10 protein-coding genes and 3 pseudogenes are annotated in these 13,414 nt (G+C 58.2%); 5 read left to right on the top strand and 8 right to left on the bottom strand.

The window, feature by feature from the left end; all coding sequences use genetic code 11:
* Positions 1–588: 588 nt before the first annotated feature.
* Positions 589–900, bottom strand: coding sequence for a helix-turn-helix transcriptional regulator (locus V8352_RS20035; protein ID WP_336426050.1), 312 nt, complete (start codon positions 898–900; stop codon positions 589–591).
* Between the two features lie 235 nt (positions 901–1,135).
* Between V8352_RS20035 and V8352_RS20030 the strand changes: the two genes are divergently transcribed.
* Positions 1,136–1,657: a hypothetical protein gene (locus V8352_RS20030; protein WP_336426049.1), complete on the top strand. Its 522-nt coding sequence runs from the start codon at positions 1,136–1,138 to the stop codon at positions 1,655–1,657.
* A gap of 76 nt (positions 1,658–1,733) precedes the next feature.
* Here V8352_RS20030 and istA read toward each other — a convergent pair.
* The 4 genes and pseudogenes from istA to V8352_RS20010 form a co-directional block, all read right to left on the bottom strand.
* Positions 1,734–2,729 (bottom strand): annotated as a pseudogene (istA, locus tag V8352_RS20025) (IS21 family transposase); the annotation flags it as partial.
* A gap of 227 nt (positions 2,730–2,956) precedes the next feature.
* Entirely contained in the window at positions 2,957–3,691 is a 735-nt protein-coding gene (locus V8352_RS20020) for a glutathione S-transferase N-terminal domain-containing protein (RefSeq protein WP_336426048.1), read from the bottom strand.
* Entirely contained in the window at positions 3,688–4,902 is a 1,215-nt protein-coding gene (locus V8352_RS20015) for a CaiB/BaiF CoA transferase family protein (RefSeq protein WP_336426047.1), read from the bottom strand. The genes V8352_RS20020 and V8352_RS20015 overlap by 4 nt, the downstream gene beginning before the upstream one ends.
* 257 nt (positions 4,903–5,159) lie before the next feature.
* A pseudogene (locus tag V8352_RS20010) lies at positions 5,160–5,867 on the bottom strand (IS30 family transposase); the annotation flags it as partial.
* Between the two features lie 371 nt (positions 5,868–6,238).
* On the opposite strand from V8352_RS20010, the gene V8352_RS20005 reads away from it, so the two are divergent.
* Complete coding sequence (locus V8352_RS20005) at positions 6,239–6,574, top strand: helix-turn-helix domain-containing protein (RefSeq protein WP_336426045.1); 336 nt, start codon at positions 6,239–6,241, stop codon at positions 6,572–6,574.
* Positions 6,574–7,899: a type II toxin-antitoxin system HipA family toxin gene (locus V8352_RS20000; protein ID WP_336426044.1), complete on the top strand. Its 1,326-nt coding sequence runs from the start codon at positions 6,574–6,576 to the stop codon at positions 7,897–7,899. The genes V8352_RS20005 and V8352_RS20000 overlap by 1 nt, the downstream gene beginning before the upstream one ends.
* Positions 7,900–8,540: 641 nt before the next feature.
* On the opposite strand, the pseudogene V8352_RS19995 reads toward V8352_RS20000, so the two are convergent.
* Positions 8,541–8,678: pseudogene (locus tag V8352_RS19995) on the bottom strand (IS481 family transposase); the annotation flags it as partial.
* Positions 8,679–8,846: 168 nt separating this feature from the next.
* On the opposite strand from V8352_RS19995, the gene V8352_RS19990 reads away from it, so the two are divergent.
* The gene (locus V8352_RS19990) at positions 8,847–9,803 is read left to right on the top strand and encodes an NAD(P)-dependent oxidoreductase (protein ID WP_336426043.1); all 957 of its coding nucleotides are present in this window, start codon (positions 8,847–8,849) and stop codon (positions 9,801–9,803) included.
* Between the two features lie 17 nt (positions 9,804–9,820).
* Entirely contained in the window at positions 9,821–10,588 is a 768-nt protein-coding gene (locus V8352_RS19985) for a class II aldolase/adducin family protein (RefSeq protein ID WP_336426042.1), read from the top strand.
* A gap of 93 nt (positions 10,589–10,681) precedes the next feature.
* Here V8352_RS19985 and V8352_RS19980 read toward each other — a convergent pair whose 3' ends face one another.
* Positions 10,682–11,686, bottom strand: coding sequence for an IS30 family transposase (locus tag V8352_RS19980; RefSeq protein WP_336426041.1), 1,005 nt, complete (start codon positions 11,684–11,686; stop codon positions 10,682–10,684).
* Between the two features lie 169 nt (positions 11,687–11,855).
* Positions 11,856–13,235: an ISNCY family transposase gene (locus V8352_RS19975; protein WP_336426040.1), complete on the bottom strand. Its 1,380-nt coding sequence runs from the start codon at positions 13,233–13,235 to the stop codon at positions 11,856–11,858.
* Positions 13,236–13,414 lie beyond the last annotated feature (179 nt).

The following is a 13,414-nucleotide window of genomic DNA, read 5'->3' as shown; positions in this document are numbered from 1 at the left end:
GGCTGAGGTCTCCGCGTCGGACGCGCCTACCGAAGGCACGAAATATGGGAGCGGCTCAAGCACCGGTGCGCCCGACTACCCACACGGAACGAGAAGGGACCAGAAATTTGCTTCTAGCTTGGGAAGGGAGCCAAGCTATACAACGGACCCAGTGCCCAGTGACTTCCTTCAATTTGCCCATGTTCAGCCATAGTCACAGCAGATACGGGGCCCGTGCACTAAGAAGAGGCTGCCAAGTGACTTACAAACACCCAAACAAGAAAAAAGACACCAAAAGCTCGCAGAGGGAAGAGTTGGAAGGCATGAGATGCTGGTACCCGGAAACAATCGAGCCGCAAGACGTTGGTCGGTCGTACCCATCCACAAAAACTCAGTCACTCCGTGCAACTTTGCGTAGGTGGTTAGGGAGATGATCTTGGCTATCGAGGATAAAAAGCCCCGGAACACTATCATGCGCAACCGGGGCTAAGGTGGGGAAAGGACGGAAGTCCTTCAGGGTCGTAAGTGCACCTTGTAGCAGGTTGCTCTCAGCCGCAGGCGTGACTTTTCTTCTAGTGAAAAAATGTTCACTGATTTTTGTGAGTCGGATCATGAGTAAACTATGTCGTCGATCGAAACATCAAGCGCCTCGGCCAGCTTCTTCATCGTGGCAATCGACCCGCTTTTGCGCCTGGCCTCGATGTCCAGGAGCTGAACGCGGTTGACGCCAGACTGCCGCGCCAGCTCGGCGGCGGAGAAACCCCGCCATTCGCGGTGAATCGCAAGAGGGCTCTCGCCGTTGACCATGCGCTTGACCAGGTCGAGCGCCATGCCAGATTCCGGTTCTTTCAGGTAAGCATCCACGCTGGCGTTGTCTTGCGCATCCTTTACGATCTCTGCGAGCGCGATCAGCCCGTTCACACGTGGCGGCTGAGCCGGAAAGGGCAGTCAAGCCGTTCGTTAAATAATATTTTTACACTTATCTAGACTTGACAATAGCTCTCAATCTGGGCTACAGGACAATCTTGTGAATTCACCTGCCCCGACAAGGTTCGGGCCATTCAGAAAAATCACATCACATCGAACAATTGCGCATGTCAAATGGCCAATCGGTCAACGCATAGCGCTTTGCGATGTCCCTCAAGGGAAATACCCAATGAAATATCTGTGGAACACAGCACTTTGCACAGGTCTCGCGCTGGCCTTCGCTGGCCCGCTGGCTGCAATGGACAAAACCGTATCTGGCGTCGAGGTCAAGGCTGACATGAGCGCATATGAGGACAGCAACGTTCTCAAATACTGGCCGACTTTGGAGACTGATCTGGCTGCGTCTATCGCATCCAAAGTGACCGTGGACGATAACGCTGACGCGCCGCGACTCACCGTTGAGATCAACAAGGTCGCGATTGATGGCGACACTTTCCTTCCGGACACGGGAGAGTTCAATCAGATCGAAGGCACCGTGGTGATGCATCAGGGGGACAACGCGGTCAATTCGTCATCGACCACCGACACCCAAGAAGAGCAGACCGGTGGCTACCCTCTGAATATGACCGCCATCACAGGTTCGGGTGACGCGCCAGAAGGTTGGATTGTGGTAGAACCGTCCCAGGACGATTTCTACAATGCTCTCATCAACGCCTATGCCGATACAGTTGTTGAGCGCCTCGAGGAATAAGTCCGATGCCACATGCCAATCCACCGTACGGTGGATTGGCTTTTCGGCGTCAGGTTAAATAATAAATGGAATATCAAAATGGCAGATCTGGCAAGCGGCTCAGCGCGGCACGTTCGATCTCTTCGAAAAGCTCCTGACGTGAGCGCCCCACCCGCCGCATGGTTCGGGCATTGAGATCATCGAGCAGCTCGGCAATGGCCACGTTCAACGCCTCAATAGAGAAGAACTGCCGGTTGCGCAGGCGGGCCAGGATCCAGCGTTCGACAATCAGCACCGCCCCTTCGACCTTGCCCTTGTCGCGCGGCTTGCGCGGTCGTGTAGGCCGCACGGTAGTATCGTAGTGCGTCGCCATGTCGGAGAAAGTTTTGGTCAGCGACGGCTCGAACCAGAGTGGTTTGGCGACTGCCGCCTTGAGATTGTCGCATACGATCGCCTTGGGCACCCCGCCGAAGAACTTCAGCGCCCGGACCTGCGCGTCGATCCAGTCGGGCAGCTTCTGGCTGAGGCTTGCCCATGCGAAGGTGTAGTTTGACGCGCCCAGCACAGCGACAAAGATCTGGGCGCGATCCTCTTGACCTGTCGTAGGATCAATCACCGGGATTGTGTGGCCGGCGTAATCGGTCTGCATCACCGCGCCGGCGTCATGGCGATTGCGATAACGCGGGCTGACGCGGCTCTCGAACTCTCTGTAACGCTCGCAGAACCAAGTGTAGCCATAGCCATCGGGATGCGCCGCCCGGTATTCTTCCCAGAGCAGCACCAGCGTCACGCCCTTGCGCTTCATCTCGGCCGCCATCTTCGGCCAGTCGGGTTCGGTCAGGTCCCGGGACGGACGTCCTACCTGCTGGAAAAGAACGCGCCGCAGCGTCGCATCGTCATCGCGGCCCGATGGCAATGGCCAGCAGTTGAGCCCCGCCTCCCGGGCACGAAGCAGATAGGTCGCCACGGTCGTCTTGCTGAGCTTCAGGCGCAGGCCAACCTCGCGCACCGAAAGCCCCTGTTCATGCGTCAGCCGCAATATGGTTCGTATGTCTTGCACAGTCGTGCGCCTCGCTTGCTTACGTCGTGGCATGTTCTCTCCCGGTCTCATTCAAGACCGGCAGAATGCCGTGACGGCGCAGGCGGTGACCAACTGGCCCCAAGCATCCCCGGGACTGTCCGGGAATTACCGAAATCCCTGTCCGGGATTTACCGAAACGCGTGTCCGGGATTTACTGAAATCCGTGTCCGGGAATTTGCGAAACCCGCACAGATTACGATGACGGGACGACCCAATCCAAGTCCGTGCCTGCTAACACCCTATGTGGTGTCGCCTTTCGGCTTTGGCCTGAGAGACGCGGCCGACTGGTTGAACAGGACCGTGTTGTTGTCGGCGCGGTGTTGCCCCCGGTTCTGCTCCGACTTGTGCAGGTCGATGGCGCGCTGCACTGCCGGCCGCGCCTTGGTCCGTGCGCGCCAGTCGGCCACGCGGGGAAAATTCGCAAGCGAGGCGCCAAGCGGTTTGGCAATGAACGCCCATGGAAAGGCCAGCATGTCGGCGATGGAATACTCCCCGAGGATGTATTGGCGATCCTCAAGGCGGTTCTCCAACACACCGAGGTTGCGGTCGTATTCGCCCAGATACCGCTTGAAGCCGTAGTCGCGCGCGTCCTCTGGCGCATAATTACGGTAATGGCTGAGTTGCCCGGCCATAGGCCCCTGATTGCCCACCTGCCAGAAGAGCCATTCCATCAAGTCCTTGCGCGCGCGCAGGTCGCTCTGCGGCGGCGCGAACTGTCCGGTCTTGTCGGCGAGGTAGAGCAGGATCGCGCCGGATTCGAAAACGGTCACAGGATCAACGCCCCACCCGGCATCCGGTGCATGATCGACAATGGCCGGCATCTTGGCGTTGGGGCTGATCGACAAGAAGTCGGGCGAGAACTGGTCGCCTTCGCTGAGCCGCATCAGAATGGGCCGATAGTCGAGGCCGGTCTCCTCCAGCATGATGGCGGCCTTCCACCCGTTTGGCGTGGGGGCAAAGTAGAGATCAATCATGGGTTGCCGTCCTGCGTGTCTGTGGCGATGCCTTGCGCGATCATGTCGGCAATCGTGTCCGTGTCATAGCCCACCTCCTCCAGCACCGCGCGCGTGTCTTCCCCCAGCCGGCGCGCGGGTCTCGGGGTCTCTGGCGGCGTGGCTGAGAATTGTGCCGGTGTTCGGGCCTGACGGATCCGGCCTGCCTGGGGGTGGTCCTGTTCGATCACCGTTTCATTGGCCTGAACCTGCGGGTGGGAATAGACTTGGTCGCGCGTCAGGACGGGCGCACAGGGCACGTCATGTTCCCCTAGGCGCCGCATCCAGTTGTCGGTGGTGTCGTCGCGCAGCGCCTCCTGTGTCAATTCCAGACGGGCGGGTTTGTTTTCCTCTCGCGCGGCAACAGTGGCAAAGCGCGGATCCTTTAACCAGTCGGGCCGGCCCACGGCCGCCGAAAGGCCCGCCCAGGTACTGTCGGTATGCGCTGAGACCGCCATCCAGCCATCGGCGGTCTGATAGATGAGTTCGACAAAGCTCTGCGCGTCATCGCCCTTCGTGGGTTCCAGCTCGTCCCCCACGAATGTGTAACCGGCCATGTCAGAGCTCCACAGGAATGCCAAAACGGTGTCGAGCATGGCAATCTGAACATGGCTGCCTTCACCCGTTCGGGACCGGGCCAGCAGTGCGGCGGTGATCGCCTGTGCGGTCTGGATCGCAGTCAGCTTGTCGGGCAGGATCGTGCGGACCAGCCGGGGGCGCGCGGCGTCCGCGCCGCCCTGCACACTTGCCAGACCCGACAGCGCCTGTATCAGCGGATCGTAGACGGGTTTGCGCGCCCAGTCGCCCGTGAAGCCGAAGCCGGCAATGGAGGTGTAGATGATGTCGGGCCGGGCCGCGCGCACTGCCGCCTCTCCCAGTCCGATCCTCTCGGCCACGCCAGGGCGAAAGTTCTGCACGAACACATCTGCGGTTTCGCAAAGCCGCAGCGCGGCTTTGAGGCCGCGCGGATCCTTCAGGTTCAGCGTGACCGACTTCTTGCCGCGATTGTTGTTGAGGTAGGAGGCCGCAAACCCGCCGCGCCGCCCCGTGACCTGCCGGCTGTGATCGCCGCCGCCGGGATGCTCGATCTTGATGACATCGGCGCCCTGATCGGCCAGCGTCATGGTGGCCAGAGGGCCCGAGATCATCGTGGTCAGGTCGATGACCCGAAATCCGTGCAATGGGCCTGGCATTTGGTTGACCTTCGGTCTGAAAATTGTCCATCGTCAGATAATTTGGGACAGCTGAGCAGTTTTCCGTTTGGAGGCTCTGGCTCATCATTGACTTAGTTTATGCGTGTTCGGTTTGGTGGCGCAAGCACCGCTTGATCATGGTTTTTCGTTTGATTTCCTCTCGCTGTTTCAGGATCTGCTCTGCGCGCCCGAAATAGACGTCGGCGGGCGTCAGGGAGCTATGCGGGATTTTGGGTGACGCGGCCTGATCAAGCGGCGCGGTTTGCAGTGTCGTTTGCGGCGACATCCGCGGGCAAGGGTGCCAGACCGCTGATCAGTGCCTCCATGATCGGCTTGGATGTTCGATCTTCGTTACGCATGACAACGGTATAGCGGCTGACGCGTTCGACCAGAGACGTCGCATTCACCTTTCCATGCTCCTTGCGGAACATCATCAGACCGCACTCCCAATGGCCGAACTCAGCCCGCGCTGAGACACTCTCAGGCCTGTATGAAAGGCTTTGAGCATCAAAGATATGGCCGCGCTGATGCCGTCGGTATCCCCATGGTCTCCGCCGTCTGCGGTCTTGGGGCAGGTGGCGATAGAACTGCTCTGCGCAACCGTCTTTGGAATAGGCAAAGCGGTTGATGGTTTCGTGACTGACCCGGATCGGATGGCGTTCCAGTCGCATACGTCCGGCTATTTGTTCAGGTGACCAACCGGCTTTGAGCCGGTCTTCAATCGCGGCCTTCAGATCTGGATGCACGATCATCTTGCAGTGGACCGCACGGCGACGCTCATACATGTCCTGCGCATTCAAAGCGTAGTAACCATTCAGCTCGGGCAATTCCTTATCGTCGTAATGGTTTCGCCTCAGATCACGATAGACGGTTGAGGTATCACGGCCCAAACGCTCAGCAATTTCTGAAATCGGCATATTGGCATCGCGCCACTTGGCAATCTTGCGGCGTTCATCCAGGCTCAGACAGGGAAGTGTGACACTTCTTGCAGATGTGGGACATTCTAACTTTGCGGTGTGTGTTCCATTCCGATTGCATCGGTTTACGAGGGCAGGGTAGCTCATCGCCGTTCCCCGATCACATGCTCAAGTCCGGATTGGGCCGCCTATTCAAGCAATTGCGACCTGACGGGCGAACATGTTGCGATGGACTTAGTGGCAGCTAGGTCGCCGTGTATGCGCTCATCTTGCGGCAGTTATGTCCCGAATTCGATACATTATCCGCCAATTTTTCGTTAGTGCCTCGATAATGGCTCATTGATTGAACTTGTGCAAGGTCTCGGAATCGATACATTATAGGAATAATAAGACTTACAGCTCTGAAAATGGATCATTAGATGTCAGGCAGCATACCTATTGGAGTACTGGCCAAAGATCTTGGGGAACGCCTTGCTCGGTTTCGTCTGTCGCGAAACCTTCGTCAGGTCGACCTCGCCGAGCAGAGCGGTATCTCACGAGGTGCAGTGGCGCGAATTGAGGCCGGAGAAGGTGGCACGATTGATAGCCTTCTGCGGATCATGCAGGCTCTCGGCATTGAGGATCGCGTAGAAATGTTGCTGCCGGATGCGAGCCTCAGTCCGCTCGACCCGCGCAGTGAAGTTGGACCAAGGCAGCGAGCGCGAACCCCGTCCGCTGATGAACCCGACGAAAAGCCTTGGAGCTGGGGTGAATAATGGCAACACGAGCAGATGTGCATTTATGGGGGCGCCGCATAGGTGCCGTCCTGTGGGATGACCGAAGATCGATCGGCACTTTCGAGTTTGAACCAGCCTTCGTGTCTTCAAAGATCGAGATCGCACCCCTAACGATCCCTCTGAAATTGGGTCCGATCGACTTCCCGTCGCTGCCCTTTGGAACCTTTCACGGCCTACCTGGGCTGCTAGCTGATAGCCTTCCTGACCGGTTCGGGAATGCCCTTATCAACCGTTGGTTGGCAGAGCAGAGCCGACCAGAGAATAGTATGGACCCAGTGGAGCGCCTGCTCTACACGGGCCGCCGCGGGATGGGCGCGCTGGAGTTCGAACCGGCGGCTGGCGCGCGCCGTGAAGATGGCAACCCGGTCGACATCGCGCCACTTGTGGAGCTTGCCAACCGGGTTCTGAATGACCGCCAAGAACTCTCTGGCGTCATGACCGGCAAGAACCAAGAGGAGGCGCTCACCGAAATCCTCAGGGTCGGCACATCGGCTGGCGGCGCACGCGCCAAAGCGGTCCTTGCCTGGAACGAAGAGACGGGTCAGTTTCATTCTGGTCAGCTCAAAGCTGGACCGGGCTACACGCAATGGCTCTTCAAATTCGACGGAGTTTCCAAAAGCGGGGATCACGGCCTCGCAGACCCCCAAGGATTTGGGCGGCTAGAGTTTGCCTGCTACCGCGTAGCAAGAGAGGCCGGTGTCAAGATGATGCGCTCCAGGCTTCATCACGAAAGCGGGCGCGCGCATTTCATGACACAAAGATTCGATCGAGTCGGTGCCGCTGACAAGGGGCAAAGCGAGAAGCTTCACATGCTTTCGCTCGGCGCTCTCCGCCACTTCGACTTCAATTTGCCCCGAGGCTATTCCTACGAGCAGGCCCTGGAGACGATTCGGCGACTTGGTCTGGGCCGAAAAACGCTTGAGGAGATGGTGCGCCGCGCTTTCGTCAACGTTGTAATCCGCAACCAAGATGATCATGTGAAGAACATCGCATTCCTGATGGACAAGGCCGGGAGGTGGAGCCTTTCGCCGGCCTATGACGTCGTCTATGCCCACAATCCTGCCGGGGACTGGACGAACGCACACCAGATGACGATCAACGGCAAGTCGGGTGACTTCACTCTCGGAGACTTGCGCAAGCTCGGAGAGATGGCGGACCTAAAAACCCGGCAGGCTGAAGAAATCCTGCGAGAGGTGGAGGCCGCGGCGGGCCGGTGGAGCGACTTCGCTGAAGAGGCCGATGTTCCGCCCGAACTCGAAAAGGGCGCACGGGCGGGGTTCAGGTTCTTCCTAAGTAACGGCTGAACTGCATGCTGCCAGGCGTCTCTAACAAGAGAAAATTGGGGGGGCAGGAACCTCATTGGTCAGATATGCGACCAACTTGAGCATTCATGTCGCTTTGGGGTCCAATACGCCGTTCGTACTAATAACGGTGGTCGGAGTGTCAGCGGCGGAAGTCCCGTAGAATATGAGTTCGGCTGCGCTCAAGGAGGTCGTTGCCGACCTGGCTCTGGAAAACCGTCTGCTCCAAAAAGCATGATCGGGAATGGGGAGTGCGAGGCATGAGATAGCCGCGAGGAAACGAGAAGCAGGCAGCAGGTGTCCTCTCGAGACATCGCATCGGCTAGATCGGAGAGGTTGCATCGCGCCTCGGTGCCAATATTGTCCGGTTGCCCGCCAGCCAGCCGAACAGCTTGTTCAATTGGTTGGCCGTAGTTCACGTTGTGCCCGGCAGGTAGAAGAACACGCCGAACGAGTCCATCGGCCTCCGGCAGACGTGCGACAGCATTTGCATTCCCCCTTAGGACGCCGAACCACTCCTAATTCTCCCCCCTGCGTGACAAATCGCTGATCGCCGTCAAGTTGAGACCGACGAGCTACCCAGCGTCTTTGGCTGGACGCTCCTGTTTGATGCAAGCGGAATTTGGGCGCGATCGGGCAGGCCAGTGGGTTTCGTCTTGGTATCGCTTTACTGTCGCGTCCTTGATCGTCCGGTTCATCCTCTCGAACTCGCCGTTGGTCCATCTACAGTTCGGTTTGGTGAGCCGGTGCTCGAATCCGTTCACCTCACAGATCATCTCGAAGCTTATTGCTTTTAGCACCGAAGCAGCGTCGAGCGCGTCAGGTTGAGGATGGATGGCTCCCTAGGACCGGTTTTCAAGGCCTCGACTGTCTCTGCTTACCAATGGTTGAAAACTGTTTTACGTTTGTATAACAGCGTAACGGCGAAGCTTTATCAGAGAGGAATTTCGATGAGAGCTGACAACCCTATCCGAGGCGTTTTCCTAAGCCGGATTTTGGATTTAGAAAGCCTGTACGGATCCGCTCTCAGCGCTGCAGGGCCGGACGTCGCCGTGATTCGTCCCGAGGAGGTCACCGACCCTGAGCAGATCCGCTTTGCTATCTGCTGGCTACCCGAGGCAGGCAGTTTCGCACCCTATCCCAATCTAAAACTGGCGATGTCGATCGGCGCGGGTGTTGATGACCTGCTAGGCAATCCAGAACTTTCTCCCGAGGTCGCTATCGCTCGCGTCCGCGATCCGCATCAGGCGGCTTTAATGGCGGGATATGCCACGCATGAGGTGTTGCATGTCTCTCGTCACTTCGCTCAGCTTATGGCCTCGGCTGAGCGCGCAACTTGGGAGCCGCTGCCCATGAACGCTCCCGAGACCACGAACGTCGCCATTCTTGGCAATGGCACCATGGGAGAAGCTGTCGCCCGTGTTCTGCGTACACTTGGCTTCACGGTTCGTGTTGCCTGTCGGACCGAACCTGCTCGACCACTTGATCAGGTCAGCTACTTTAGTGGCTCGGATGGCATTCTCGGGGCCGTTTCGGGCGCGCATTTCGTCATCAATGTCCTTCCGCTGACCCACGCTACAGAAAACGTGTTGAACGGCACACTCTTCACAGCCATGGCCAGTGGCAGCTGGCTAATCCAGATCGGTCGTGGCGAACACCTGGTCGAAGACGACCTGCTTGCCGCGCTCGACAGCGGCCAGCTTGCGGGCGCCACGCTGGACGTTTTCCACCAAGAACCGCTACCTGCAGATCACCCGTTCTGGCAGGATGATCGTCTTCGTATCACGCCGCACATTGCCAGTGACTCAGTGCCTTCGGTCGTGGCCGAACAAATCGTCACCACGGCACGCCAACTGCGCGACAACGCCCAGCTGAGCCTGAGCATCGAGCGCGCTCGCGGCTATTGACCTGATAGGAGATTCCAATGAAACAAGCTGAAACCGCCGCCCGGGCAGGCATAAGCAAAAACGAATGGCAGGCACGTTGCGACCTCGCAGCGTGCTATCGACTCGCCTGGCACTTTCGCTTCACCGACCTGATCTACACCCATATTACAGCCCGCGTGCCGGACGAAGATGGTCACTTCCTGATCAACCCTTACGGGCTGTCTTGGGACGAAGTAACCGCCTCATCTCTGGTCAAGATCGACGTAGACGGAAACAAGGTCGATAACAATCCCTACCCCGTGAACCCAGCGGGCTTCACCATCCACTCCGCGATCCACCGCACCAGCCATGACGCCGCCTGGATCATGCATACGCATACGCGTGCCGGTGTGGCGGTTTCCGCACTGGAAGAAGGGCTTTTGCCACTCAATCAGATTGCACTGCAGTTCCACCACCGGATCTCATACCACGATTACGAGGGCATCGCGCTGGATTTGGGTGAGCGGCAGAGACTGGTCGCAAGCCTTGGCGATAACCCGGTGTTGGTATTGCGCAACCACGGTCTGCTGACCACCGGTCCCACTGCGGCTTCAATGTTCAATACAATGTTCTACATGGAGCGAGCGTGCGAGATTCAGGTGGCGACCCTATCGATGGGGCAGCCAGTGCGAGAAGTTCCCGACGACGTGGCCAACCATGTGGCCAAGCAGTACGAAGGTTCAATGGGCGAGGAAGACGATATTGCGCTGGAATGGGCAGCGCACCTGCGACTTCTGGATCGGATCGCGCCAGACTATCGCGACTGACCAGCGCATTCAAACCGCTTCGGGTACAACAAATGGGCCAACACAACGTGTGGGTTCCATTCCGATTGCATCGGTTTACGAGGGCAGGGTAGCTCATCGCCGTTCCAGTTTCATCAGTTCGTCCCTGAAAGCTTCCGCTTGGGTTCTGTAGCCCAGGCATTTTCGTGGGGTCGTGTTCAGGCGCTGACAAATAGATCCTATATATCGATTGGTCAGCGACAGCAGGGCCGTATCCCGTGGCAGATCCCGGCGCACGCGCTTGTTCATGTTCTCGACTGAGCCTTTCTGCCAAGGCGCTTGTGGATCGCAAAACCACGCATCTGCACCGATCCCGTCTTTCAACCTTTGCCAGGCCGAGAACTCCGTGCCGCGATCAAAGGTGATCGATTGGCGGGCATCCGCAGGCAGAGGTGCCAGACCGCTGATCAGCGCCTCCATGATCGGCTTGGATGTTCGATCTTCGTTACGCATGACAACGGTATAGCGGCTGACGCGTTCGACCAGAGATGTCACATTCACCTTTCCATTCTCCTTGCGGAACATCATCAGATCGCACTCCCAATGGCCGAACTCAGCCCGCGCTGAGACACCCTCAGGCCTGTATGAAAGGCTCTGAGCATCAAAGATATGGCCGCGCTGATGCCGTCGGTATCCCCGTGGTCTCCGGCGCCTGCGATGTTGGGGCAGGTCGCGATAGAACTGCTCTGCGCAACCGTCTTTGGAATAGGCAAAGCGGTTGATGGTTTCGTGACTGACCCGGATCGGATGGCGTTCCAGTCGCATACGTCCGGCTATTTGTTCAGGTGACCAACCGGCTTTGAGCCGGTCTTCAATCGCGGCCTTCAGATCTGGATGCACGATCATCTTGCAGTGGACCGCACGGCGACGCTCATACATGTCCTGCGCATTCAAAGCGTAGTAACCATTCAGCTCGGGCAATTCCTTATCGCCGTAATGGTTTCGCCTCAGATCACGATAGACGGTTGAGGCATCACGGCCCAAACGATCAGCAATTTCTGAAATCGGCATATTGGCATCGCGCCACTTGGCAATCTTGCGGCGTTCATCCAAGCTCAGGTGAGAGTAGTGGCGTCCCATTCAACATCCTCCATGCAAACATCTGTTTTAGTAAAGAATTTGCACTTCATTTGTGAATCCACCCGCTACACATCCAATGTTGCAACCAAGTTGAAATGTCACCCGGTTTGCAAAGTAGAAATGTCCCACTTGGCCGCTGACGGTAGCGCAGCCGGGCAGGGCGGAGACCTCAGCTATCGCAGCCTTGGCCGGCTGCGCGGCTTTCTCGCTCAGCCCGTTTTCGGGCGTAGTAGGCCTCCATCGTTGATGGCCGTCCAGGGGATTTGAGACCTGTCGGTTCATACCGGGTGCGCTGTTTGCCAGCGCGCCGCTTCTTCGGCGGGGTCTTGTCCTGCTCGGCTTTGATGTGTTCCAGCACGGCACTCAGGTGTTTATTCTCGGTGATCGCAGCATGGGTGACGCGCTGGTCCTTGTCGAAGACGGAGTAGGGGAGCGAGACACCCTTCCAGCGGAACTCCAGTCGGCCATCAGCAAACGCGTAGGTGTCGACATATTTGCCGGTCAGGCCGCGCGTGATCTCATTCTCTTGCAGGATGATCCGCAGCCGCTCATAGGAAAAGGCCAGTTGGTTGCCAACATAGCGCTCGTCGCGGAAGCACAGAATGTCCGCCAGCCGATCCGGCTCCACATTCAGCGCGCGATGCAGATCGTCTGGGCGCCGCGCGGCCTTGGCGAACTTGGCGTTGTAGCGCTCCGTGAATGCCGGAAGGAACGCATTGCCCGCTTCCATGTCGGAGATTTCTGCAAGCCGCAGTTCCTTCACCAACCGATCCTGCAGCGTCCGGTTCGCGCGTTCAACACGGCCTTTGGCCTGTGAACTGTTCGCGCAGAGGATCTCGATGTTGAGCTCGTTCAACGCCCGGCCAAACTGGGTCATACCGTGCCCGGACCTCGCGCCTTGGTTGGCGACGCGGAACACTGTGTGCTTGTCCGAATAGAAAGCAACAGGGCGGCCATGCGCTTCCAGGTATCGCTCAAGCGCACCAAAATAACTGAAGGTGCTCTCTGACTGAACGAACTCCAGATGCATGAGTGTGCTGGTCGCATCGTCGATGAAGACGAGCAGTGTGCAGGCCGGGGCGCGACCCTCAAACCAATGATGATCCGAGCCGTCGATCTGGATCAGCTCTCCATAGCATTCTCGGCGCAGGCGCGGCTGGTGGAACGTCCGGCGTTGCTTGCGTGATAGCCACAGCCCGGCGTCCTGCATCCATTTGCGCAGCGTCTCGCGCGAGATCTTGAGCCCGTGGTCTTCTGCAAGCTTCTCGGACGCAAAGGTCGGGCCAAAGTCGATGTAGTTCTCTTGCACCAGTGTCACCGCAAACTCCCGAACCGCCGGATCGATCCGGTTGTTCGAGGCCCGGCCGCGCGCCTTGTGCCGGATCGCGCCTGGACCCTCAGCCTGAAACGCCCTCAGCAACCGGTGAACCTGTCGTCGGCTCAGTCCGAGCACGTTGGCCGCCGTCACAGCCGTCATCCGGCCTTGGGTCACGTGGCTCAGTACTTCTATGCGGTTCAGCTCGCGCTCGCTCATGATCACCAGTCCCACAGCCACACTCCAATCCAGCCTCAGACAGGGAAGTGTGACACTTCAGATGTGGGACATTCTAACTTTGCGGTGTGGGTTCCATTCCGATTGCATCGGTTTACGAGGGCAGGGTAGCTCATCGCCGTTCCAGTTTCATCAGTTCGTCCCTGAAAGCTTCCGCTGGGGTTCTGTAGCCCAGG

It is taken from the genome of Roseovarius sp. D0-M9 (assembly GCF_037083805.1).
Lineage (GTDB): Bacteria > Pseudomonadota > Alphaproteobacteria > Rhodobacterales > Rhodobacteraceae > Roseovarius.
The sequence above is the reverse complement of the archived record's forward strand: the minus strand, read 5'-3'. Positions and strand labels throughout refer to the sequence as shown.